This window comes from Xanthomonas prunicola (assembly GCF_025266575.1).
GTDB classification, from domain to species: Bacteria; Pseudomonadota; Gammaproteobacteria; order Xanthomonadales; family Xanthomonadaceae; genus Xanthomonas; species Xanthomonas prunicola.
In genome coordinates this window covers 4,053,309-4,079,095 of record NZ_CP096142.1, presented here as the reverse complement: position 1 = coordinate 4,079,095, position 25,787 = coordinate 4,053,309, and the positions used below count along the sequence as shown (strand labels likewise).

Annotated in this window: 14 protein-coding genes and 1 pseudogene; 7 read left to right on the top strand and 8 right to left on the bottom strand. The window is 65.3% G+C overall.

From position 1 onward, the window contains the following. Positions 1 to 180: 180 nt before the first annotated feature. The gene (locus M0D43_RS17435; RefSeq protein WP_252162374.1) at positions 181 to 2,022 is read left to right on the top strand and encodes a glycoside hydrolase family 35 protein; all 1,842 of its coding nucleotides are present in this window, start codon (positions 181 to 183) and stop codon (positions 2,020 to 2,022) included. Between the two features lie 49 nt (positions 2,023 to 2,071). Here the strand turns inward: M0D43_RS17435 and xopK are convergent, their stop codons facing one another. Then, the gene (gene xopK / locus M0D43_RS17430; protein ID WP_286365576.1) at positions 2,072 to 4,729 is read right to left on the bottom strand and encodes a type III secretion system effector XopK; all 2,658 of its coding nucleotides are present in this window, start codon (positions 4,727 to 4,729) and stop codon (positions 2,072 to 2,074) included. A gap of 508 nt (positions 4,730 to 5,237) precedes the next feature. On the opposite strand from xopK, the gene M0D43_RS17425 reads away from it, so the two are divergent. Continuing rightward, a complete protein-coding gene (locus M0D43_RS17425; RefSeq protein WP_101361755.1) occupies positions 5,238 to 5,438 on the top strand; it encodes a hypothetical protein in 201 nt (66 codons plus the stop codon). A gap of 75 nt (positions 5,439 to 5,513) precedes the next feature. Here the strand turns inward: M0D43_RS17425 and M0D43_RS17420 are convergent, their stop codons facing one another. Continuing rightward, positions 5,514 to 5,840: a RebB family R body protein gene (locus M0D43_RS17420; RefSeq protein WP_252162373.1), complete on the bottom strand. Its 327-nt coding sequence runs from the start codon at positions 5,838 to 5,840 to the stop codon at positions 5,514 to 5,516. A gap of 461 nt (positions 5,841 to 6,301) precedes the next feature. On the opposite strand from M0D43_RS17420, the gene M0D43_RS17415 reads away from it, so the two are divergent. Together M0D43_RS17415 and xopL are read left to right on the top strand one after the other, a co-directional pair. Beyond that, positions 6,302 to 7,462, top strand: a complete 1,161-nt coding sequence (locus M0D43_RS17415; protein ID WP_252165111.1) for a sialidase family protein — start codon at positions 6,302 to 6,304, stop codon at positions 7,460 to 7,462. A gap of 355 nt (positions 7,463 to 7,817) precedes the next feature. Further along, positions 7,818 to 9,554 (top strand): type III secretion system leucine-rich repeat domain-containing effector XopL, encoded by a 1,737-nt coding sequence (xopL, locus tag M0D43_RS17410; protein ID WP_252162372.1) that lies wholly within the window; start codon positions 7,818 to 7,820, stop codon positions 9,552 to 9,554. 103 nt (positions 9,555 to 9,657) lie between these two features. Here xopL and M0D43_RS17405 read toward each other — a convergent pair whose 3' ends face one another. After that, positions 9,658 to 10,389, bottom strand: coding sequence for a copper homeostasis protein CutC (locus M0D43_RS17405; protein WP_252162371.1), 732 nt, complete (start codon positions 10,387 to 10,389; stop codon positions 9,658 to 9,660). Continuing rightward, entirely contained in the window at positions 10,386 to 11,450 is a 1,065-nt protein-coding gene (locus tag M0D43_RS17400; RefSeq protein WP_252162370.1) for a glycosylasparaginase, read from the bottom strand. Before M0D43_RS17400 ends, M0D43_RS17405 begins: the two co-directional genes overlap by 4 nt. A 793-nt stretch (positions 11,451 to 12,243) precedes the next feature. On the opposite strand from M0D43_RS17400, the gene M0D43_RS17395 reads away from it, so the two are divergent. The 3 genes from M0D43_RS17395 to M0D43_RS17385 all read left to right on the top strand — a co-directional run bounded on the left by M0D43_RS17395 (position 12,244) and on the right by M0D43_RS17385 (position 16,075). Then, entirely contained in the window at positions 12,244 to 13,749 is a 1,506-nt protein-coding gene (locus tag M0D43_RS17395; protein ID WP_425510679.1) for a vWA domain-containing protein, read from the top strand. A gap of 29 nt (positions 13,750 to 13,778) precedes the next feature. Then, on the top strand, positions 13,779 to 14,351 hold the full coding sequence (locus M0D43_RS17390; protein WP_252162368.1) for a sigma-70 family RNA polymerase sigma factor: 573 nt from the start codon (positions 13,779 to 13,781) through the stop codon (positions 14,349 to 14,351). A gap of 1,565 nt (positions 14,352 to 15,916) precedes the next feature. After that, positions 15,917 to 16,075, top strand: a complete 159-nt coding sequence (locus M0D43_RS17385; protein WP_425510685.1) for a hypothetical protein — start codon at positions 15,917 to 15,919, stop codon at positions 16,073 to 16,075. On the opposite strand, the pseudogene M0D43_RS17380 reads toward M0D43_RS17385, so the two are convergent. The 4 genes and pseudogenes from M0D43_RS17380 to M0D43_RS17365 form a co-directional block, all read right to left on the bottom strand. Next, positions 16,043 to 16,665: pseudogene (locus M0D43_RS17380) on the bottom strand (GNAT family N-acetyltransferase). The gene M0D43_RS17385 and the pseudogene M0D43_RS17380 overlap by 33 nt on opposite strands. Positions 16,666 to 16,913: 248 nt before the next feature. Beyond that, positions 16,914 to 17,390, bottom strand: coding sequence for a chemotaxis protein CheW (locus tag M0D43_RS17375; RefSeq protein ID WP_101361764.1), 477 nt, complete (start codon positions 17,388 to 17,390; stop codon positions 16,914 to 16,916). A gap of 33 nt (positions 17,391 to 17,423) precedes the next feature. Further along, the gene (locus tag M0D43_RS17370) at positions 17,424 to 18,611 is read right to left on the bottom strand and encodes a chemotaxis protein CheB (RefSeq protein ID WP_252165109.1); all 1,188 of its coding nucleotides are present in this window, start codon (positions 18,609 to 18,611) and stop codon (positions 17,424 to 17,426) included. 7 nt (positions 18,612 to 18,618) lie between these two features. Beyond that, a complete protein-coding gene (locus tag M0D43_RS17365) occupies positions 18,619 to 25,740 on the bottom strand; it encodes an Hpt domain-containing protein (RefSeq protein WP_252162366.1) in 7,122 nt (2,373 codons plus the stop codon). Between the last annotated feature and the right edge of the window lie 47 nt (positions 25,741 to 25,787).

The window sequence follows — 25,787 nt, the reverse complement described above, 5'->3', positions numbered from 1 at the left end:
TGCGCCGCCGGCAGACGGGCCTTGCCACTCCGTCTCACGCACGCAGTTCTTGCTCACTCCCCTTCTCCCGCAAGCGGGGGAAGGGGCCCGAAGGGTGGATGAGGGAACACATCAACGCCGATCCAGCCAAAGCCTCATCCGCCGCCATCACCCGTCATTCGTTACCGCCGAGAATCGTCAATGCTGCGCACGACCCTTGCACCGCTCGTCCTGGCCCTTGCGTTCGCACTTCCTGTCGCCGCTGTAGCCGCAGACACCGACCGCTGGCCGAGCGTCGGCACGCAGGGCACGCAATTCGTGCGCGATGGCAAGCCCTATCAACTGCTTTCCGGCGCCATCCATTTCCAGCGCATTCCGCGCGCTTACTGGAAAGACCGCCTGCGAAAAGCACATGCGCTGGGCTTGAACACGGTAGAAACCTATGTGTTCTGGAACCTGGTCGAACCGCAACAAGGCCAGTTCGATTTTTCCGGTAACAACGATGTGGCCGCGTTCGTGCGCGAAGCCGCCGCGCAAGGGCTCAACGTGATCCTGCGGCCAGGCCCTTACGCCTGCGCAGAGTGGGAAGCCGGCGGGTATCCGGCCTGGTTGTTCGGCAAGGACAACATCCGCGTGCGCAGCCGCGACCCGCGCTTTCTCGCCGCCAGCCAGGCGTATCTGGATGCGGTGGCAAAACAGGTGCAGCCGCTGCTCAACCACAACGGCGGGCCCATCATCGCCGTGCAGGTGGAGAACGAATACGGCTCCTACGCCGACGACCATGCCTACATGGCCGACAACCGGGCCATGTACGTCAAGGCCGGTTTCGACAAGGCCTTGCTGTTCACCTCCGATGGCGCCGACATGCTCGCCAACGGCACCTTGCCCGACACCCTGGCGGTGGTGAATTTCGCCCCCGGCGAAGCCAAGAGCGCATTCGACAAACTGATCACGTTCCGCCCCGAGCAACCACGTATGGTCGGCGAATACTGGGCCGGCTGGTTCGACCATTGGGGCAAGCCGCATGCCGCCACCGATGCCAAACAACAGGCCGAAGAGTTCGAGTGGATCCTGCGCCAGGGCTACTCCGCCAATCTCTACATGTTCATCGGCGGCACCAGTTTCGGCTTCATGAATGGCGCCAATTTCCAGAACACTCCCAGCGACCACTACGCACCGCAAACCACCAGCTACGATTACGACGCCATCCTTGACGAAGCCGGCCGCCCCACCCCGAAGTTCGCGTTGATGCGCGATGCCATCGCCCGCGTCACCGGCGTGCAGCCGCCTGCATTACCGGCACCGATCGCGACCACCACGCTGCCAGACACCCCGTTGCGCGAATCGGCCTCGCTCTGGAACAACCTTCCCGCGCCGATCGCCATCGATACCCCGCAGCCGATGGAACAGTTCGGCCAGGATTACGGCTATATCCTCTACCGCACTACCGTCACCGGCCCGCGCAAGGGCCCGCTGTATCTGGGCGACGTGCGCGATGTGGCGCGGGTGTACGTGGATCAAAAACCGGTCGGCAGCGTTGAACGGCGTTTGCAGCAGGTGTCCCTCGATGTGGATATTCCTGCAGGTCAGCACACCCTGGATGTCTTGGTCGAAAACAGCGGCCGCATCAACTACGGCCCGCGCATGGCCGACGGCCGAGCCGGCTTGGTCGACCCGGTATTGCTGGACAACCAGCGACTCACCGGCTGGCAGGCCTTCCCGCTGCCGATGCGCACGCCCTACAGCATCCGCGGCTGGACCCGCAAGGCCGTGCAGGGCCCGGCTTTCCATCGCGGCACCCTGCGCATCGGCACGCCGACCGACACCTACCTGGACATGCGCGCCTTCGGCAAAGGCTTTGCCTGGGCCAACGGCGTCAACCTCGGCCGCCACTGGAACATCGGCCCGCAGACCGCGCTGTATTTCCCCGCGCCGTTCCAGCGCAAGGGCGAGAACACCGTGGTGGTGTTCGACCTGGACGATGTCGCCACCCCGAGCGTGCGCGGCCTGAAGCAGCAGGTGTGGCTCAAGCCGAAGGAGTGAGTCTCACAAGGCGGCTGCTGCAGACTGGTGCTCGCTCGCACAGCCGCCATCAGGTCGTGGACGCAGGGGCTGCGGCCGCAGCGTGTTCGCGGATGCGTGCTGCCTGGACCTCGGTCGCCAGCAGCGTGCCGCGCATATGGGTCGTGTGCTGCCGGGCCTGTTTCATACAGAACCGGGCGAAACCTGCAATGCCTTCTTGCGGCACGATCGCATTCGAGGTCAGCAACCGGATCAGGCGCTGCTGCAAACCGGGCATCCTGGCGGCTGCGCGCGCCTGGCTTCGCGCATCGGGGGCTGCCAGCTCCTCCGCGGCCATCTCCAATTCCTGGAGCATCAGGCTGACGGCTCGCCGCTGGGTGTCGTCGCGCGTGCGCGCTTGGTGCAATTGCGTCAGCAGACGTTCCGGCGCCAGATCGGCCATCGCCACCGGCGTTTCGACATGAGCACCCTGATCATCAGGCACCTCGGGCTGCGGAAGGTCCGCCTGCGCGCTGAGCTTGGCGTCGAGATACTTCTTCTGCAGTTCTAGGCAGCATTGCATGTAGGCGATCTGCGACTTCACCGAGCCGGGCGTTTGCAGCCACTGCGCAAGCGCGGTTTCGGTCAGCACCGCGCTGTGCTTGGCATGACTGCGCATCGCCTTGCCTCGAGCCTCCTGCGGCTTACCGGTCAGTACCGCGCGCCCATAGTTCGCTGCCGCGCGCAGGGCTGCATTGACGCGCCGACTCAACGGCGCCGCATGTGCCGCTCGACCCGCCCCCTTGCTCTGATCTGTCGAGCGCGGCTTGGCCGGATGTGATTTCTGCAGGTCGTCGGCACCGCTCTGCAGAAACGCGTCCAACGCCTTTTCCTGCCCGTCGATGCAGGCGTAAAGCGCGCTCCGCAACTCGAAACCATGTTGGGGAACAGCGTTATCTGCTTCTCTTGCGCTCGACCTGTCGGCAGTCGCAGCGGCCAGTCCCGGCATTGCCGGTTGAGTATCGCGTGCGGCACAGACGCCTTGGCGATGCTTCGGCTCCAGGTCGGGATCAGCTTCAACAACGATATCGTCTTCACTGCTGCCCGCTGCGTCCTCCGCCACTGGCGTCAGTGCAACGTCCACCGCTGTTGGCTGCAAACGGTCGGCGGGGTCGGGCGCTTCCTGGGCTGCGGCACTCTCCGCTTCGCGTGCAGGCAATAGATCCGCCACCGCCAGTAGCGCGCGATCGACGCCGGGCATGTCCTCGGTCTCGTACCTGCGATAGCGCTTCTGCTTGCCGTGCGCCAACAGGAACTGATGGCTGCCGACCCCCATCGTGGCCGCACCGAGCAGACCTGCGCCGATGATCAGGCCGGTGCCCACCGGTGCAGCCACCGTGGCACCGGCAACGACGGCCGCGCTGACGCCGACTTTGGTCAACGTACTGGCGGTGTAGGTGATTCCACCCACAACGAAGCGCTTGTTCCACTGGTTGAAACTCTGCGAGAAGCGGTCGTACTTGCTCAACTTGGTGCTCACAAAGTGCTGGTAGCGCTGTGCGCCAGGACTGAGTTCGCTAGCTTCGAGGTCTTGCAGGAAGCGCTCGACCCTGCCGACATCCACGGCAACACGCGTCCTTTCCCGACGCGACTGGTGCAGGAAGGTGCCCCCCAATGCGGTGGCCGCCACGCTTGCCAACGGCGCGAGCACGAAGGTGCCGGCGATGCCCGCCGCAGAAGCCGCACCTGCGGCAGCGACGCTGTGGCCGACCAGGCCCGCCGCATTTGCGCTCTTGCTGGCGATTGCCAGTCCGCCCTGGATGCCGAATTCGCTCGCTGCCTTGCTGAAGATCACCCCGGCCGAGGCCATGGAGGTCGCAGCAATGGCACCGTCCCGCGCATTTCGCCGCTGCAGGTAGGCGTTGGTCTCGATCGCCTCGCTCAGTGCATGCGCGTGCGCATTTGCAGCGTCTGCCGACGCTCCCGTGTCCAATGCAGGGTGTAATGCCGCTCGCTCCGAACGCAAGCGGCGTTCCCGCTGCCGCAAGTGCGTGCGCTGCTCGGCAACTTCACGGGTTTCCTTGTACGCGGCATAGATCGCAAGACTCGACAGCGGCAGCATCGCGCCACTGATGCCCAGGCTCATCGCCAGATCGAATGCGCCTGCCGGCGCGCCTTCCTCGGCAAGGGCGTGCAGGATGCCTTCCTTCGCTGAATGCCCAACCGCTTGCGGATCCGCCGGATGCCCAACGCCGGCGTGCGGCGCCTGCTGCCCCTCCGGCGTCGGCGCATGCGGCGCATGCGCCTGGTGCGGCTGTACGGGATGGTCGGTCTGCGGTGGGTGTGGCGGGTGGCCATCCGGTGCCGCTGCGTGGTCGGCCGGTGGATGCGCTGACTCCCCGGCATCGGCGGAGTGCTCGGGTTCGCCGCGGCGGGGAATATCGTTGATCAACTCGGCCGTTTTGTCCGCGGTTCCGTGCAAGGGGTCGGCCACGTATTTGGCGACCACCAAGACGTCATAGGCCGTCTCCGCCTCGTTGACTCGGGCGTTGGCATCCCGGTGGTGCGATCGTCGCTCGCTCACATCGCGTCTTGTGCGTTTCGGGAGTGGCCGCGGCAGCGGCTGCAGCACGTTCAACCCCAGTGGCCAACCCCGTCCATCTTGCAGCGGTTCCGCTGCGGGCGGCGTTTCAACGGCGGCAGAATCGCGTGTGACAAGACGCTGCGCAGTGGAACGCTGGACACGCATGAGCAAACTCCAACAGGTGCAAAGCGGCGATGGTGCGCCTGTCATCTGCGTCCGATCTTGCTGCGACGAATACGCGATTCCGTAAACGAACTCGCCGACCCGGCCACGCGTGGTGCGATTTAGCCCAGATAAAGCCGGCCGTTGGGTACCTCCATGCCAGATCGGCAAGATGCAAGACGCCGCATGGATGGCCCAGCGGAGCTGGCACTGCGCCACGAAGCGCAAGCACTGCGATCCGGCCCTTGAACCGCTGCGTTGTTGCAAGACGCCCCATCACCTTCGGCCCCTATTGCCGCAATCCAAAATAACCGCCGGAGCAGATGTCTACCGCTGGCGCTTTAGACCTGGCCGCAGCCGCCGTTATCAGAACGTCCGGTGCTGCTGCACCGCCCGCATACCGCCGAGGTATCGGACGGCACAGATTCCAGGCAATATCACCGGCTGACTCCGTTACGGATGCGCTTGCTTGCAACGTAGACGGCTTGATTGCAGGTTCCAGGAGCGTTGCATGTCGTCGTCTACCGTTGCACAAGAGTCCGTCCCCGCAGGGCCGGAGCACACCCAACACGCCTTTGCAGAGCACATCCACAGCAAGCCCATGGGCAGTGCCGAGGCCGCACACCTGATGACGTTCCTGTGCCAGACCGAAGCGGCCAAAAAGCCACAGACGCTGCTGCCGCCGCAAGCGCGCGACGACAACGCCGCCTGAGCGAAGCGTTAGCGTTAGCGTTAGCGTTAGCGCTAGCGCGCGTGGCGACAGCCGTGACGCTGTCGCCACAGGCGGTTACTTCGCAGTGTCGAACGACTTGAGCACGGTGAGCAGACTATTCAGATTGTCTGCGGCACCGCCTTGCACAACGTTCTCGACATCTGCCGCGCAAGTGCGCGTATCCACACCGTAGGTCTGCATCACGCCCTGATTGGTGGACGCCTGTGCCAAGGTGTTTTGCTGCTGTGCAGAGAGCGCATTCTGGAACAGGCTGCCGCCCGAATGGGCCACGCTCTGGTAAATCGAACTCATCGCAAACGCTGGCGCTTGGCCAATGCCCTTGACGTTGGTCTGGGTGACGGCATCGGTGATCTGCGGATCGACTATGGTTGGGAAAGCCATCAATGCACTCCTGAGTGAACGGATGCACGCGGTCTGCGTGGTGCCGGCCAATCGGCGCTAACACCTCATCGCGGTTGTTTCCCGCTGCGCCGCGCCGACAGCCACCACACCACCGCCCCTGTGCCATCCCGATAGCGGCGGGCGTGCGCGTCACTCGCTCCTCGCGTTGCCACGCTTCGGTGCGCGTCGCGGCATCAGTGTGATCGTGCACGCGGGTGCAATGCTGCTGAGCAATCTGCTGCAGTGAAGGCCTTCCCTAGGCAGCGCGCTTGGCGATGGCCGTGCGCGCCAGTCATCGGGGTCAGGCTGGTGCAGGCCGGCCCGTACAACCGGGAAGCAAGCAGCCGCACCGCCTTGCGTCGGGCAATGCAGTTCGACCACGCCGCCTCGACGGACAGGACACGTGGTATTTAATAGATAATGAACAGGTCTTTTTACCGCCCGCACAGGACTGGACCACGATGCTTCCGCCACGCCTGCTGAGCCACCTCGTTGCAAGCCTTGTTGCGAGCCTGGGTGCGTTCGCTGCACAGGCGCAATCGCCTGAATTACCGGTCTCGCCGATCGTGCTCAGCGAGTTCATCGCCGACCCGGCCCCGACACCTCAAGCACACGCGTCAACGCTGCTGGAAACGCGCGACGGTCACCTGCTGGCCGCCTGGTTCGGCGGCGCGCACGAGGGTGCGGCCGATGTCGGTATCTGGCTGAGTCAGCGCGGCTCACAACAGTGGCAGATACCGCGTCGCATCGCCGATGGCGCACATGCGGGAGCCGATGGCGCTGCGGTGCCGGCATGGAATCCGGTGTTGTTTCAGTCAGCCACCGGGCCGGTGCAGCTGTACTACAAGCTCGGACCCAATCCGCGCCAATGGTGGGGGCTACGCATCGTCTCCACGGATGATGGCGCGCACTGGTCGCCACCGCAGCGCTTGCCCGACGGCATCCTCGGGCCGATCAAGAACAAACCGGTGCAGTTACCCAACGGCCGCATCCTGGCGCCAAGCAGCAGCGAAGACCGCGGCTGGCGCGCGCACCTGGAATGGAGCGACGACGACGGCGCGCACTGGCAGCGCGGCATGCCGTTCAACGATGCAAACGTGATCGGCGCGATCCAGCCCAGCCTGCTGCTGTATCCGGATGGACGCCTGCAGGCGCTCGGCCGCAGCCAGCAGAACAAACTCTTCAGCACGTTCTCCAGCGACGGCGGCCTGCATTGGCAGCCGATGCGATTGCTGGATGTAGAAAACCCCAACTCCGGCACCGACGCAGTGACGCTGCGCGATGGCCGCGCCCTGCTTGTCTACAACCCCGGCATCGCCGGCAAGCAGTGGTGGGATGGTCGCGGTACGCTTGCGGTGGCGCTATCGACCGATGGCATGCACTGGCAGCGTGTACTCACCCTGGAAAACAGTGAAAAAGACGAGTTTTCCTATCCGGCGGTGATCCAGACCCGCGACGGCCTGGTACACATCAGCTACACCTGGAAGCGCCGACGAATCAAGCATGTGGTGCTCGATCCCAGTCGGTTCGACGCGTGCAGTCCCTGCCAGACGCCCGCCCCCGCAACGCTGTCTGAGCGCTGCACAACGGCATGCAGCCACGCTGCCAATCCTTCGTCATGATGACGATGGCTTCGCCCCTCGGGATTCGCCAGTCGCGTTGCATGCCGATCATCGTCATTGAGCGACAGCCAAGAAGAGGAACGCGATGCGACGCGTCGATCAATCGCGCCTGCCGAACACACCTGTAGGACAGCCGGAGCAGAATGCGTCCAGTGCAGATGCGCCCGCGCGCACTGTCCCACCTGCACACCCCGTACCCGAGCGCCCTACCGGCATGCTCGGCGGCCTGACCAGATATGTGCCTGGTGACCGGTCTGGGCGTCCGCCAGCAACGCCTGCCGCTGCCGAGACCTCTCGCCGACCAACCACATCCGCTCGGCCTCTTGCCTACGACGGACCCGGCAGCGCCGCGCGGATGGACGAGGCGGCTGGAAATGCTTTGCAGACGCCGCAATTGCCACAGCTCAGCGACATAGAGCGCTCTCGCTTTCACTCAGTCACCACCGATTCGCAGGCCTTGCTGCCGGTTCGCCCCCGCGTGCCATCGACCGTGGGCGCTTCACCATTACGGCGCTCCATAGCGCCTGGCCCGTACCGCGACGTCCTGTCGCAATGGCGACGACACTACAGAGCAAATCGCAATCGCTGGCACAGCGCGTGGCGCCAGGCCAACAGCAACAACCCGGAGGTCGAGACACGAACAGACCGGGCGCTGAAAGCAACAGCCGACATGCTGGAGGACGCAACGCTACCGGAGCGGGTAGCGCTGGAGCTGCGCTCAGTTCCCCTTCCGCGATTTCCCGACCAGGCATTCCGTCTGTCTCATCTGCAGCACATGACGATCGACGCGGCGGGGTTGATGGAGCTCCCGGACACCATGCAGCAATTTGCGGGCCTGGAAACACTGACGCTTGCGCGCAATCCGCTTCGCTCGCTCCCCGCATCCATCGCAAGCCTCGGTCGATTACGCGAGCTCTCCATCCTCGCCTGCCCGGAATTGACGGAACTTCCCGAACACCTGGCGAGCACCAATGCATCCGGCGAGCACGAGGGCTTGGTCAACCTGCGGAGGCTGCAGTTGGTGCAGACCGGGATCACATCGCTTCCGGCTTCCATCACCAGACTGCAAAATCTGAAAACCCTACAGATACGCAACTCCCCGCTGTCCGCCCTTGGCCCGGCCATCCATCGACTGCCGAAGCTGGAGGAGCTTGATTTGCAGGGCTGCACAGCGCTGCGCAACTATCCGCCGATTTTCGGCGGCAGTGCGCCATTGAAGCGACTGAATCTGAAAGACTGCAGCAACCTGCTCACGCTGCCGCTGGACATTGACCGCCTGACGCAGCTCGAAGAACTCGATCTGCGAGGCTGCGTCAATCTCTCCAGACTGCCCTCGTTGATCGCCCGATTACCTGCCAGTTGCATCATCCTGGTGCCGCCGCATCTACAAGCGCAACTGGACCAACATCGTCCGCTTGCGCGCCCCGCCGAACCAGAGCGAACTGGCCCGACCGCTCCAGGTCTCTCGCCCCCTGTTCCCGGCAATCGAGCCAGGGCATCCTCTTCGGCGACCACCACCGAACTGCTTCGTACGGTTGCGCTCGAACTGAACAAGGTTGTGCTCGAACGCATCGAAGACACCGCACAGACCATGCTGAGCACTGTCATTGATGAGGAAAGAAATCCCTTTCTGGAAGGTGCACCCTCCTATCTTCCAGAAAAGCGCCCGCCCGACACTCCAACCACCTTCGGCCAGATTCCGGTATTGCAGAAAATGCTGGAAGAAAGCAGGGATCGCCATTTCCTGGAACGGGTGGGCGACATGGCAGGCCCACCCCCCAGAGTCGAAGGCCGGAGCGAGGAAGCCCTCAGCCGCCACTACACGAACTTCAGCAACTGGAAGGCGCAGAAGAGCGCGCACCTGGGCATCGTCGATCATCTGGGGCAGTTCGTTTATCACCAAGGAAGCCAGCTCGACGCAGCGACGCTGGCAAAGGCAGTCCAGATGTGGAAGACCCGGGAGCTGATCGTCAACGCATACCCGCAAGACCGCGCACGCTTTCCCGCTTTCACGCTGCACATTCCCGAGCAAGTCAGCGATGACTCTGATGACGAACAGCAAGCAAGCTCGGAACCTTCACGCCTTCAGTAGATGGCAAACGCGCCATGCGCAGCGGCCAGCCGAGCATCGCCGTGATCGTGCTTTAGCAAGTCAGGCAGCGCCTACGCTGGCCGAACGACCTATTGCGCACGTTTCACGCTTGCTGCAACGCGTCCACCATCCGTTGTACCCGCACGATATCGGTCCGCTGGTGGTCTCCGCCCAGATCGCGGATATACGGGTGCGGCGAAAGCACCTGGGCGGCGATCATGCCGCGCGCCGAGGCATGAAATTCGTGGGCGCCGGTGTGCTGCCGGACGGTGCGGATGTTGTGCTCGGAAAGCCCGGCACCGGGCATGATGCCGATGCGCCCGCCTGCCTGCCGCACCAACGCGGCGATGATGTCGACTCCCTCCAGCGCACTCGCACGTGCGCCCGAGGTCAGCACCCGCTCACAGCCCAGCGCGATTGCATCTTCCAGCACCAGTGACGGGTCGGCGCTGACATCGATCGCCCGGTGAAACGTCACCCCCAACGACCCCGCTGCTTCGATCAACACACGCATCGTCGGCAGATCGACCTGCCCATGCCGGTCCAGCGCGCCCAGCACTACTCCATTGCAGCCAAGCCGCACGCACTGCTCCACATCGCGGCGCATCACCTCGACTTCGGCAGCGTCGAACACGAAGTCGCCCACGCGTGGACGAATCAGCACATAGAGCGGAATCCGCAGACGCTCGCGCACCACTGCCAATGTGCCGAACGACGGCGTCAGTCCGCCGCCATCCAGCCCGCCACACAGCTCCACGCGCATCGCACCGCCTGCTTGCGCGGCCAACGCCGAGGCCACCGAATCGGCGGCCACTTCCAACCCCAATGCGGTCATGCTGCCGGCTCGCTGGTGTAATGGCTCTCACCAGGCACCAACAGATCCTGCCGCTGCGCGTCGCACACCGCGTAACTGAAGCCCTTCTGGATCGCGAACGCCCCCACTTCGCCGCGCTTGTTCATCGCCAGGAACCCGACCTGCAATGTGCGCGTCAGCTCTGGCTTGCGACGGATCAGCCGCATCACCACCTCTCGGCACGCATCGGCCGGCGACTTGCCATGCCGCATCATTTCCACCACCGCAAAACTACCGACATTCCGGATCACTTCTTCGCCCACACCGGTCGAGGTTGCGCCGCCTACTTCGTTATCTACGTACAAGCCCGCCCCGATGATCGGGCTGTCGCCCACGCGACCGTGCATTTTCCACGCCATGCCGCTGGTGGTGCAGGCACCGGACAGATTGCCGTGCGTATCCAGCGCCAGCATGCCGATGGTGTCGTGATTGTCCTTACCACCAGGCAACTTGGCATCGCGCCAGGCCCGGTTTTCGACGTTGGCTTCCGGCGAATATTTGGAGGTCTTCAACCACTGCTTCCAGGCCGCTTCCGAGCTTGGGGTCAGCAGCTTGGTCTTCGGAAAGCCCTGCTCAAATGCAAACTGCCGCGCGCCATCGCCGACCAACATCACGTGCGGCGTCTTGTCCATCACCGCGCGCGCCACCGAAATGGCATGCACCACATCTTCCAGCGCTGCCACCGCACCGCAATTGCCCAGGTGATCCATGATGCAGGCGTCCAGCGTCACCCGCCCGTCGCGGTCCGGATAACCGCCCAGGCCAACAGTGGGATTGGTCGGGTCCGCTTCCGGTACGCGCACACCTGCTTCCACGGCATCGAGCGCGATACCACCGCTGCTGAGAATCTTCCACGCCTCCTGATTGGCGGCAATACCGAAGTCCCAGGTGGAAATCACCCGCGCCGCACCCCGCGGCAGCGCCGTCTGCCGCACGCCCGGCGTGGCGCCCACCGCGGCTTGCGCACGTGCGCCCCAGCCGGCCAGGCCGGAGGCGATCGCGCCCAGCGTGGCGCTCTTGAGAAAGTGACGACGTTGAATCATGTGGGCAACTCCATGATGGAAACGAGTGAACGCGCAATGCGGCACCAGCCTTCCATCATGCGGCAGCGTCGCGTGCGGATAAACCTTCTTGCGGCGTTGTCGCGTGCGGATCCGTGCACAACCGTCGCTTGGCTGGGCCAATCCTGTCCCGGCCGCTGTGTGTCCGATGCATGGATCGAGCTGGCGGCAGCCAACCAAAAGCACCATGCGCAGCCGCGCTGGATCAGGGAATGAGGCAGCCACGGCCGTCCTCTTCGTCGCATCCTCTCCGGCGCTACGCCCCACCCTTCTCCCGGTGGGAGAAGGGACTGCAGGCGAGACGGTTTGGAGCGAGAGATCGGCGGCATTGCCGCAGCCACGCATGGTCGGGAAAAAATTTCCTTCCGGTTTAACCCCATTCGCTGCGCTGGCCCGTTTCACTGACAGAGGCGCAGTGCACGGCGACCTCGGGCTGTTCGGTTGTTCATCCATCCCATCTTCGCCACGCAAAGGATTTCCCATGTCCCATCGCAGCCTCATTGCGCTCGCCTTGTTGCTGAGCGCCTGCTCGCACGAACCCACTGCATCGCCCGACGAGCCGTCACGCACCGAATCCGCGCCACAACCCGCGCAAGCGCAGCAACCTGACCAGACCACCCAGCTCCCGGAAATCAAGCCGCAGGCTCAGCGCGCAGTCCCTGCCCCCGCGCATACATTGGAGCCGCCATCGGCGCCTAGCCCACCGCCGCCGCCCATCGAGGCGATGCCAGCGCCGATCAGCGCCGATAGCCTGTCACGTCAGGCACCAGCGGCCATGTTGATAGGGCGTCGCCCGGTGCTCGATAACCGGATGCCGATGCCACCGGTGATCCCCGCACCCGCCGAAGACCGGGAGCGCTACCAGCACATCGACGACAACGCCATCGTGCAGGCCGCGCAGCACCCCATCTCGACCTTCAGCATCGATGTCGACACCGGTAGCTACAGCAATGTGCGGCGCTTCCTCAGCGCAGGCAGCCTGCCGCCGGTGGATGCGGTGCGCGTAGAAGAATTGATCAACTACTTCCGCTACGACGACCCGGCGCCCACCAATGGCCAACCGTTCGCCGTGCGCACCGAACTGGCGACCACGCCCTGGAATCACGACAGCCTGCTGCTGCGCGTGGGCATCGCCGGCCGCGACATCGCCACCGCCGACCTGCCGCCCGCCAACCTGGTCTTTCTGGTTGACGTCTCCGGCTCGATGGACGCGCCGGACAAGCTGCCGCTGCTGCAGTCCTCGCTCAAACTGCTGGTGCGTCAGCTGCGCAAACAAGATCGCATCACCCTGGTGACCTACGCCGGCAACACCGCGATCGTGCTGCCCCCCACGCCGGGCGATCAGCAGGGGCGTATCGTCGAAGCGATCGACGCCTTGCAATCGGGCGGGTCCACCGCTGGCGCCAGCGGGATCGAGCTCGCCTACAAAGCGGCGCAGCAAGGGTATCTACGTGGCGGCATCAACCGCATCCTGCTCGCCACCGATGGCGACTTCAATGTCGGCGTCACCAACTTCGATCAACTCAAGGGCATGGTGGCCGAAAAGCGCCGCTCCGGCGTCGCACTGTCCACCCTCGGTTTCGGCACTGGCAACTACAACGACACGCTGATGGAGCAATTGGCCGATGCCGGCGACGGCGCGTACGCCTACATCGATACGCCGCTGGAAGCACGCAAGGTGCTCACGCACGAGCTGGGCGCAACGCTTGCCACCATTGCGCGTGACGTCAAGATCCAGGTGGAATTCAATCCGCAGACCGTCAAGGAATACCGCCTGATCGGCTACGAAAACCGCGCGCTGCGCGACGAGGACTTCAATAACGATCAGGTCGATGCAGGCGACATCGGCGCCGGTCATACCGTCACCGCCTTGTACGAAATCACCCCCGTCAACGGCAACGCATCGGTCGACCCGCTGCGCTATGCAAGCGCTGCACAGCGTCAGCAGGCACGCCCCCTCTCCGGCGAGCTGGCGCACGTCAAACTGCGCTACAAACTGCCCGATGCACAGCGCAGCCAGCTGCTGGATACCGTGGTCCGCAGCAGTCAACGTAAGGCACTGAATGCCACCAGCGATGCCTTCCGTTTTTCTGCTGCGGTGGCCGGTTTCGGGCAGCGTCTGCGTGGCGGCAACCAGCTGCGGGGCTGGGATTATCCGCAGGTGCGTGCCCTGGCCGCCAACAGCCTGGGCGACGACCGCTTCGGCTATCGCGCCGACTTCCTGCAGCTGGTGCAGCAGGCCGACGCACTGAGCACCCGGCCGCTCGCCAATACCGACTGATGCGCGCGGCGCTTGCCTATACTGAGCGCATGCACCCTGCCGATCTTGCGCATCTTCCCGACGAGGAGCTCATGCTCCTCGTCGCCAATGGCTTTGTCGAACAACCGGCAACCGAGCTATTCAAGCGGCATAACCGCGCCTTGTTCAACTTCCTGGCCTGGTTGTGCGAAGGCAATCTGAGCGAGGCCGAAGACCTTGCGCAGAAAACCTGGGTCAAGCTGATGACCCGCTGCAGCGACTATCGCCCCGGGCAAGCCGCTTTCACCAGCTTCCTGTTCCAGATCGGCCGCAATGCCTGGCTCGACACCCGCCGCAGCGCGTATCACACCACCTCGGTGGCGCTGGACGATGCGCATCTGCAACTGCCCGATGATGATTTGAGCGCCGAACAACTGGCCATGCTCGGCCAACAACAACATCGCGTGCGTGCCGCACTGATGGCGCTGCCGGATGCGCAGCGCGAAGTGGTGGTGTTGCGCTTCTTCGCCGAGCTCGGTATCGAAGAGATCGCGCATGTGATCGGCGAAGGCTTTGAAACGGTCAAGAGCCGGCTGCGCTACGCCTTCGCAAAGTTGCGCATGAGCCTGGAGGCCGCGCCGTGAGCACGCCCTTCGATCGTTTTATCGCCGGCCGCGATGGCCTTGCTGCACTGCTGCGCGCGCTGCCGCGACATACCCCGCCAACGTCGATGGACGCCTGGTTTGCGCACGCAGCGCAGCACGCCGACGCCGAACGCAACGCAGCGAACGCAATGCCCGACACGCTGCAGTTCGAAACACCCGCCACGATGCCCGGCATGTTCGCTGCCGCGGCCGCGCAAGCCGAACACGCCCAAGCGGCACAACGCGCGGCAGTGCAGGCACGTCTTGCGCAGGGCGACACTGCCGACCACACCCTGGGCGCGCCAGTGAGCGAGGCAGCACGCAGCTGGATTGCGCAACAGACGCGTAGCGCTACCGATGAGATGCCGGTGGTCTCTGGTGCAGCGGACATGGCAGAGAGTTCTGACGTTGAATCGGTGTCTGGATCTCCAGCTGCACCGCCGTCTGTTGGCACGTCTACAGCGGTGCCGCTCTTGTCGCACACAGGTGCTGATGGGTCTTCGAATCAGGATTCGAGTTCGAGTCCGGGTTCTGCTGCTTCAACTTCGCCATCGGGTTCAAAGCCGGCATCGGTATCGTCAACGGCATCCGCTGGACCCGCCACATCCACCAGCAACGCAGCGCCCGCCCGACGTAGTGTCCGACGTCGGCGCTGGATGCCGCCCCTGGCGCTCGCTGCTTCGGTCACGCTGGTCGTTGGCGTCGGCCTGCAATGGCAGGCCGGTCGACCCGTGCCGGATGCACCCACACCGGCTGCCACTGTCCCTGCGACGGCCGAATCAGAAACGATCTCCGTTCACCGCGCTGCGGAAGACGGAGCAGATCGCGCCTCAGAAGGCAGCTTGCATGGTCCCGCATTACCTGCACCGGCACCCGCCGACGAACCCGCTTCCGCAGCGCAGGTGGCGGGACGGCCAGCATCGCCACTACCGGAACTAGCGCCAGCTGCCATGCCGGCCCCGGCCAGCGCGCCACTGCCTGCACGTGTGGTGCGGCCGCCTGCCTCCACGCCACCAGCCGAGATGATGCCTGCCCTGCCGGCAATGGTGTCGGAGCCGGCGCAAGACGATGCGCAACCACAGATGGCACCGCCGCCCCCACCTGCACCCATCGCCGCGAGCAATGACGACGTGCAGGCAACTGGCGCGTTGGAAGCGCGTACGGACAGCAGCGCCCCACCCCCATTACCACCCAAGCGTGCACCAGCGCCGACGCCGGTGCCGTCACTAGAGCAGTCGGTGCGCCTCGAGCGCTCGGCAGTCAACCCGACTGCGACGAGCGAAATTCCGATATCACGTGCCGCGCCGCTTGCTGCGCCAACGGGTGCACCGGTCCTGCGACGGGAGCGGCAGCTCGGCAAACCGCAGCCTGAAGCGTCTCGTGCAAGCTCGTCGCCGCAAGCGGCTGGCAACACGGCGAAACAACAGGCGCCGACGCCGCGCGATGAAGACACGCGCGGCGAGATACACCGCACTGCATCGTTGAAGCTCTCCACACCGCCACGCGAGTGGCTGATGGGCTACGCGGCGTCTGGGGTCACACAGCCACCGGACACGATCCGGATCATGGCTGCCACGCCGGATGCAGCGGTGGTGCAGACCTGGGTGGCGCGGTTGCGCGATCAACTCGAACAACGCGGCTGGCCAACGCAGATCGAGCTTGCGCAAGACAGCAATCTAGCCGCCGATGAATTACGGCTCAAGCTCTCCGGCGCTGCGCCCTAAGCCGGCCCACCATCCACCGTGCCTTCGCCAGGGGTATCGTCCTCGCGCAACCGACTGGTCAGCACATGGTCACGCCAGTGGCCGTTCAACTGCAGATAACGCCGAGCATGGCCTTCGATCTGGAAGCCAAGCCGCTGCAGCACACGCGCACTGCGCAGATTTTCCGGCACGTATTGCGCCATCACCCGATGCAGGCCAAGCGGGCCGAAGGCAAATGCAATTCCTTGCGTGGCTGCCCAGTGGATCAAGCCACGCCCCTGCTGCGCTGCGTCCAGGCCGTAGCCCATGTGGCAGGCCTGGAATGCACCGCGCTGGATCTGGGTGAACCCGGTGGTGCCGATCACCTGCTCGCCCTGCAGCAACACCAATTGCAATTCACGCTCGCCAGGCACTGCGCTGCGGTATGCGATACACAGGCGGCGCCAACCGTCGGCGGTGTAGAATGCAGGCGGCCGCAGCGGCATGGCATCAGCCAGGTGTGCGCGGTTACGCGTGTGGTAGTCGGCCATTGCAGCCGGGTCGACAATGGCTAGATCGCATAGCACCACGCCGTCGGCGTGCCGGACCGGCGCAAATACCGCAAGACTCATGGCCGCCGCGCTCTCAACATGCCCGCCTCGCACATGCGCATCGTCTCGCTGCAACGTGCATCGGCCTGATGCATAGAGATCACGCTCCGCAAGCCATCCCCGAAACGCAGTGCCTCATCCGGTGCGTGAGCTAGAGCACTCGCCTGCAACCAACCCCGTCATCACCGATCAAGCAATGCAACGCGCATCTGCTGCACTGTGCGACTGCGCTCGCCTGTCGGCGAGCACCGTGGGTGCACCAACCGCGTTCAGGCAGCAGCGGCCGCAAACACCTGACTGACTTGCGCTTCGATGGCGTCCAGGTTCGGCAACAGGGCGCTTTGCTCGCCCAGCAGCACGCGCATGTGTACGCCATCGGGCAGCGCATCTTCGGACGCGTCGGCGAGCAGGCCATCGCGCGGCACCGAGATCAGCTGCGGGAACGAAGCGGTGAGCAAGGCGAAATACGGCAGCGCCGGATTGCCGCCCAACGCCTTCAACACGATCACCTTGTTGTTGACTGCAGTGGGCTCTTCGCCCATGCCGCTGAGGCGTGCGAACGACAGCAGCGGCACTTTCCAGCCGTACCAGTCGATACGCCCGACCACCCAGCGCGGCATGTCGGGTAGCGGTTCGACCGCCACACGCGACATCACCTCGGCCACCGTCGCGTTCGGCAGCAGCACACGCTCGCTGCCGGCCTGGATCAGGACGCCGCGGATTTCGTCGTTATTGGCGTAGCTCATCGCGTGATTCCGATTCGAAAGGGAGCGCCCGGCTTATGCCGGCCAACGCTGTGCCAGCGCCTGCGCCAACTGCGCGGGATCGCCGGTCAGAATGCCTTGCCGCGCCAGACGCGCTGCAGCGGCGGGGTCGTAACAGCCGTCGGTGGATTGCCCTGCCAACCAGGCACCCTGCTCGGCCAATGCCAGCGACGCTTCCACCAGCGCCTCGTTGGCACCGCTGAGCATCAGCACCGCACTGTCGGCCGGCGGCAGCGCAGCGATCAGGCCAGCCGGATCGGCCGGCGCCACGAGCGCCAGCGCGCCGGCGTGCTGTTGCACACCGACCTCGTCGGAGAGCACATACACCTTGCCCGGTGCGACCACCTGCCCTGCCTCACCCAATTCGACCGGCAGCGCAGACACGCGCCCCATCTGCCGTACCAGGTTGCCGTACTGGCCGCCATCCAGGGTCATGCGTACCAGCACGGCGCGCGGAAATTCCGGCGGCAATGCGGCCAGCAGACGGCGGATCGCATCCGGCCCACCGATGCCGGCCATCACCAGCACTGCGCCGGTGACGCTGCCGCTGTGCTCCAGATCCACCAGCGACAATCCGCCGGTCGACAGCGCAGACACATCCGCTTCGGCGCGCGGGCGCACCACCACGGTCACTTCGTCCACCAGGCCCCAGGTGCTGGAATCGCCCAGGGTCAGACCCGGCTTTTCCGCAGTCGCTGGCGCAGCGTCCTGCGTGGATGCACGCGCAAACAAGGCATCGCTGGGCACGCTTTCGAACGCATGCGCGGCGGCTTCCAGGTGCTGATCCAACTGCAGGTCCGAATGTTGCCGCGAGGCAAGCGCCAAACCCGGCTCCGGCTGCAGCGACGGTTCGCTTTCGGTACCCGGCGGCAACACATCGGCGTGGCCGTGCAGTTTTGCAGCCAGATGGCGCACCCAACGCTGCGCTTCCCAGCCTTCGCGCCGCACGCTCAGCTCGGCCTCGTCGAAGATCACCGTGACGCCAGGCATGTTGAAAGCCGGCTCCAACGCTTCGAGCGCGTCTTCGATCGACGGTTCGAGTGAGACCAGTATCGCCACCGGCTCTGCGTCGCGGAGCATCTGCACATCGACCGCCGATGGCTCGTCTTCCAGCACCACCTGCGCACCGGCCAGGCCGAGTGCTTCGCGCAGGCGCTCACGCGCCTGACCGGGACGACCCAGCAAAGCAACTGGAGTTCCCATTGCGCCATTAGTCTCGGACACGGGCGATCCCCAGCAGGTCATACACGTTTCGCATCAGATCCAACTCTTGGTAAGGCTTGCCCAGGTAACGCTGCACGCCGATCTCGAAGGCACGCTGGCGATGCTTCTCGCCACTGCGCGAGGTGATCATCACGATCGGCACCGCCTTGAAGCGTGGGTCGGCACGCATCGCGGTCGCCAGTTCGTAGCCGTCCATGCGCGGCATTTCGATATCCAGCAGCATCAGGTCGGGCACGCGCTCTTCGAGCAGTTCCAGGGCCTCGACACCATCGCGTGCAGTGGAGACGTCAAGGTTGTGGCGTTCCAGCACGCGGCTGGTGACCTTACGCATGGTCAGCGAATCGTCGACCACCATCACCAGCGGCACCTGACGCTGCGCTTCGGTCAGCGTTTCCAGCGTCGGACGCGCCGGCTGGCTGAGGTAACGACGCACCAGCGGAGCGACGTCCAGAATCACCACCACGCGGCCATCGCCGGTAATGGTGGCGCCATAGATACCCGGCACCGAGGCGATCTGCAGGCCCACCGGCTTGACCACGATTTCGCGGTTGCCCAGCACCTGATCGATCGCCACTGCTGCGCGCAGGTCGCCCGCACGCACCAGCAACAACGGCACCTGTGCCTGGCCATCGGCACGCGCGGCGGGCTGGCCAACCAGCGAACCGAGGTCGTGCAGCACGTACTCTTCGCCGGCGTAGTGATATCCACCCTCGCCCGACTCGTAACGGGTACGCGAGATGCGGCCGATACCGCTGACCGAACCCACCGGCACCGCGAACATGGTGTCGCCGATGCGGACGAACACCGCCTGGGTGACCGCAAGCGTCTGCGGCAAACGCAGGGTAAAGGTGACCCCCTGGCCGCGCACCGAGTGGATATCCACCGAACCGCCGAGCTGACGCACTTCGTTGCGCACCACGTCCATGCCCACGCCACGGCCGGCCAGCTGGCTGACCTGCTCGGAGGTGCTGAAACCGGAGGCGAAGATCAGGCCATCCAATTCGGCATCGTTGAGCTCCTGGCCGGGCTCGATCAGGCCGCGCTGCTCGCCGCGACGACGGATCGCCTCGCGGTCCAGCCCGGCGCCATCGTCGGCCACTTCCAGCACGATTTCCGAACCTTCGCGGCGCAGACGGATCGCGATGGTGCCTTCTTCCGGCTTGCCGGCGTCGCGTCGTTGCTCGGGTGTTTCCAGCCCGTGCGCCACCGAGTTACGCAGCATGTGTTCCAACGGCGCGACCATGCGATCGAGCACATTGCGATCGAGTTCGCCCTGGGTGCCTTCCAGCAGCAGATGGACTTGCTTGCCGGTGTCGCTGGCGGCCTGACGCACCACACGACGCAGACGCGGCACCAAGCCATCGAACGGCACCATGCGCGCGCGCATCAGGCCGTCCTGCAGTTCGGAGCTGACGCGCGACTGCTGTTGCAGCAAGCCGTCGTACTGCCGCGACAGATCTTCCAGCACGCCCTGCAAACCGCCCAAGTCGGCCGCCGATTCGTTCAGCGCGCGGCTGAGCTGCTGCAGGGTGGAGAAGCGGTCCAGTTCCAGCGGATCGAAGGTGCGATCGCCCTGGTCCTGTTCGCGTTGATACCGCGCCACGATCTGCGCTTCGGTTTCCAGATCCAGACGTCGCAACTGGTCGCGCAGACGGGCGTTGGTGCGATCCAACTCGCCCATGGCGCCGCGGAACGCACCCAACTGCTGCTCCAGGCGCGAGCGGTAGATCGCCACTTCGCCGGCATGGTTGACCAGACGGTCGAGCAAGTCGGCGCGCACGCGCACCTGCTCCTGCTGCACGCGCGGCAGGAAGTCTTCTTCGGCCTGGCCTTCCATCGGAATCGGTGCGGACAGCGGTGCCGGCTCCACCGACGCCTTGGCGATCGCGCGGACATCGGCGTCGCTGGGCGGGGCGGCATTGCGGCCACGGGTACGGGTTTCGAAGGCTTCCACCAGATCGGTCGGCATCGCCACGGCGCGGTGCATGCCGGTGCGGGTCAACAACTGGTGCAGGCGGTCGAAGCCGCGCTCGAACAGACGCACGTCGTCGCGATCGATGTCGGTACGGTTGGCCGCCACGGCTTCGAGCAGCGATTCGATCGCGTGACCGAGGTCACCGATGGCGTTGATGCCGGCCATGCGCGCACCGCCCTTGAGCGTGTGCAGATCGCGCTGCAGTCCGTTGAGGACATCGCGGTCTTCCGGCACTTCGCGCATGCGGGCGATCAGACCATCGCAATGGTCCAACAGGTCGCGGCCTTCTTCGACAAAGATGTCGACCAGCTCGCCATCGAGTTGATCGAAGTTGAGCGGGCCGGTATCGAATGCCGCACCGGCGTCGTTGCTTGCCGTCTCGGCAGGCGCGGCCTCTTCCACCGGTGCGCTGAAGGCTGCAACGGTGGTGGTGTCTTCCGGCTCGACGGCACTGTGGTCGGCTGCGTCGGGCCCGCTGGCGGCTGCGCGATCATCTGCAGAGTCGTCGGTGTGCTCGCTGGCTTGGGTGTGTTCTGCGTGCTCGGCCACGGCAATCGCATCGACTGCTGCGTGCTCATCGGCGTGCGCAGCGTCATCGGACGTGACGGCCTGCGCGTCGTGCAGTTCCGGGGCGGTGTCGGACTGCGGATCGCCCGCTTCTTCGACCTGATCGGCTGCATGCGCCATTTCGAATGCCTGCAGCGATTCGACGGTGTGATCGGGCATGGCGTCGGCGTCGGCCTGCTCTGCTTCGGCGTGCTCTGCTCCGGCATGTTCCGCTTCTGCATGCTCAGGATCGGAGTTAGGCGCCTGGGAATGCCCAGCCTCGGCACGCTCGTGTTCCGTCGCATGTTCGGCTTCGCCTGCATGCTCGTCGGCATGCGCGTCGGTCTGCAGCTGCGCGGTGGATGCGACGTGCTGGTCCGATGGCACCTGCTCGCCTGCATGCTGCTGCGCGTCCGAATCCAACTGCTGATCCGGCGACGCGTGCGCTTCCATGTCTGCGTGCTCGCCCAGCTGCGCGGCCTCTTCGGCGTGCTGCTGGTCGCCCGGATACGACTCTCCCGCATGCATGCGTGCGGCGTCGCTGTGCGGCGTCGCCTCGTCTGCTGGCTGTTCGCCGGAGTGTTCGTGCGCGCCCACGTGTTCGTGGCCAACCTGATCGGCGACGTGGCCATCCCGATCGGTCGGCGCGCTGTCCAGCGCTGCGGTTTCCGGCGTCCAGTCGTCCGCGCTCGTTGCATTGACGTCTTCAGCCAACGCAGTGTCTGCGTGCACCGACTCCAGTGCTTCGATGCTCTCGACCGCGTCGTCGGTGCTTGCTGCAACCTGATCGTCGTGTGTCGGCGCGTGATGCGCATGCGTGTCCGTGGCCTGCTCGGCATCGGCTGCAGCCAGCGTTTGCGCATCGCCCAAGGCGGCTTCTGCGTCGGCCAGCTCGTCTACCGCAACGGTGTCGGCATGCGTGCTGGTCGCGTCGGCGTCGTGCTCGCTGGAAACGACATCAGCAGCTGCCTCAGCCGGCACCTGTGCAGCGTGCTCGCCCGGCGCATGATCGTGCGATGTGGCCTGCGCATGTTGCAGCTCGGTCGCATCCCAGGCATCGGCTTCGACCAGCGGCTCGTCGGCAGGCGTGTCCTGCGATGCGGTCTGGTCTGCGTGTTCGTGCTGCGCGGCATCGCCATGCAGTACATCGGCAAGCTGCTCAGCGTCGGCAGCCGGGGCCAGGGCGTCGTCGCTCGCTGTGTACGCAGTTTCGGCAGACGCGTCGACGTATTCATGCGAGGCAACGCCACTGGCATCGTCGACTGCGTGCGGTGCAGGCGCGTCCAATGCGAGTGCCGAATCGTGCTCGGCTTCTGCCTCGGCCAACGCGTCCACTGCAATCGGTGCGTCGTCCGACAGCGGCTGTACGTCTTCGGTATCTTGCGTCGGTGCGGGCGCGTCGGACGGCAGCGCGCTGGCATCGAGGTATTGCGACAGATCCTGCGCACCGGTCAGTTCGACCGAGGCATCGCTGCCGTCTACCGTATCGCTCGGTGCATCGACATCCTCCAGCTCGTCCAGGAATACCTGCGGCGGCCACTGCGCTTCCGGCAAGGTGTCCACCAGCGCGCGCAAGCGCTCGGTCAACGGGGCGAACGACGGAATCAACGGCGCATCGGCGCGTAGCGCAGTCACCGTGGTGGCAATCGCGGCAGCGGTGGCGGCAATGGCATCCAGACCGTCGGCCGACGGCGTGACCGAGGCGGCCAGCAAACGCTTGACGTAGCTTTCGGCCGGCGTGGTCACCAAGGTGATTTCCGGCACATCGGTCATCGCGAATGCGCCACTCATCGTGTGCACGGCGCGCAACAGCTCTTCGGTCGCCAACTGCGGCTCGGCCTGGCTGGTCTGCAGCCACCCGTTCACCGTATCCAGATGCGTGGCGACCTCCGCTTCGAGGATCTCGCGCAGCACGCTGTCCACCGAGGCCGGCGTTCCACCGCTGGCGACAACCACGCCTGCTGCTGCCGGAATCGCGACGGCGTCAGCCACCGGCACCGCGGCTGCGGGCACGTAGTAGACCTCTTCGCCGGCAGCAACGCGCTCGGCAATGGCCTGAATTTCCGGTAGATCGGCGTGGATGCGCCCCTGGTTGCGAAGCGCGGCGTTGAACTGCGGCAGCACGTCGTAGGCCAATTCGACCATCGCCATCACCGCCGGGCTGGCCGGTCGCGAATTATCGAGCACGCGGTTGAGCATGCTCTCGATCTTCCAGCTGAACTCGCCCAGCACGCTGGCACCGACCAAGCGCCCACTGCCCTTGAGGGTGTGGAAGACGCGGCGGATCGGGCGCAGGTGTTCCGGGTTGTTGGGTGCGGCGCGCCACACCGGCAACAGCTGACCCAGGTTGACCAGTTCTTCGTCGAATTCTTCCAGGAAGACGTCACGGATATCGTCGTCGATATCGCTGTCGCCGAAGCCGCCGAAAATGCCGGCGTCGGCAGCGGGCGCGGCCTGAAGATTTGCGCTGGACACGGGTTCGGCCGGTGCCTGCGCGGTGTCAGCGTCGGCTGTGGCTGTCGGCGCCTGCGGGTGCTGCACATCGAACTGCGCGGCCGCTGCGTCGAGCTGGGCCAGGAACGCGGTGGATGCGTCGTCCAGTTCGAACTCGCTGACCACCGCCTGTTGCACGCGCGGGGCGGCGGGCTCGGCTGTTGCTTCGGACGGAACCTCGTGCGGCTCTTGCGCGGGTTCGACGAATGGGTCGTCCAGTTCCTGCGGCGGAAGCGGCGGCGGCGAGAACGCATCTTCGATGCTGGTCTGCGCGCGCCGCGTTGCATTCTCGGCAATGAAATCCAACGGCGCGTCGGTCTGCTCGGCATCACCAGGCAGCGCGATCTGCTCAATCTGCAGCGGCGCTTCCTCGGCAACCATCGGCTCGGCCGCGTGCTCCTGCTCCAGCGCGCTCAAATCCACGGTGTAGCTGACCTGCGCGGGCTCGTTGCCATCCTGCTCGGCCGACACCGGGTCGAACGCAGAGGTGGCGACCGGCGCGACCTGCGCGGTGGTTTCCATCTGCCAGTCGCCGGGCGCTTGCGCGCCGTCGTCGGACAGATCCAGCGGCGCCACGGTGAACGGCACATGCGACTGGCCGGACACGGTTTCTTCAGCGGCCACCGGGTCGAACGAGAACACCGTATCGGTCGCGGCAGCGCCAGTGTCGTGCACCACGCTGGCAGCGAACGGCGTTTCGACCACGGTGTCGTTGGCCCATTCCAGCGACGGCGCGGGCGCGGCGCCGTTGGCGGCCTGCGGCGGGGCGGCGACCGGCTGCAGTTCGGCCACGCTGCCTGGCTGGTCGGCACCGATCGGCAAATCGGACGGCTCGCCCGACGGCAGCGGCCAATAACGCAGTGTTTCCAGGCTGTTACGGGTGATGTCCAGAATCTCTTCGCGGCCGGGACGGCGCTCGCGCAGGGCTTCCAGGTAGTACTCCAGGCTGGCCATCGCATCGGCCAGGGTGTCCAGCTGACGGCCGCTGGGCACGCGCTGCTTGCCGATCAATTCCAGATCGACGTAACGACGCACGCCTTCCAGGTAATCGGCCGCCTGCGGCAACTCGAGAATGCGCAACGCACCGCCGACTTCGCCGAGCAGGTGTGGCACATCGGCCAGACGGGCGTGGTCCCAGTTGGTTTCGATGAAGGCGACGAAATGCTCGCGCGCCGCGCCGAAGTTGGCGATCGCTTCCTGCGCCAGCACATCGACGGTGCGGCGCACTTCCGAGGAGTTGGCACTGTTACTGACTTCGGTGCCATCGCCCGGGTCGGCGCCAAGGCTGGCCACCTGATCGTCCAGCGAGGCATCCACATACAACAGCGCGCCTGCGATATCCAACAGCACGCTCTCATCCATCTGGGTTTGGCCATCGACCACGCGCGCCAACGCATCGCGCTGCTGCACGACGACACTGCGCGCCACGCCCAGGCCCATCATGCCCAGGGTGTCGGCCACGCTGCCCAGATCCTTGACCTGGGTCTGCAGCTCGGCGATGTCGCCACCGGTACGCAGATGCAGGTCCAGCGCGTCCTTGACGCGCAGCAATTCTTCCTTGACCGCATTGCCGACGGTGTCGAGCAATTCGCGATTGCGCCCGCTCAAGCTACCGCGCGCGTGATCCAGCTCGGCCTCGGTGGCAACACCGGCCTGCGGGTCGAACGCGAACAGCACGCTCTCGTTGAGACCCGGTTGGCCACGGGTGGCGCGGATCTCATTGAGCAGCGGCAACAACACGATCGGGATGTCGCGGTGACCGTTCTGCAAGCGCTCCAGATAATCGGGCAGCAGCACGGTGCCGCGCATCAGCATGGCGCAGGCTTCGTCGCGGTCGGCGACCTCGCCCAACTGCACGGCCTGGGCCAGCAGCTCGAGCTCTTCGGCAACCATGGCCGGCGCATACAACTCGACCATGCGCAGCGTGCCCTGCACCTGATGCAGGTAGCCGGCGCAGAACCGCATCCGACTGGTGTCAGACGGTTCTTCGGCAAAGTATTCGATCTCGTTGCGCGCCTGGCGCAACGTCTCGTCCAGCTCTGGCTTGACCCAGCCCAGCGCGGCGTGACTCATCGCATCGCGAAGCGCACTCATTGCAGCCCCCTGACGACGACCGACTTGCCGCTAGCGCAGCAACCGGT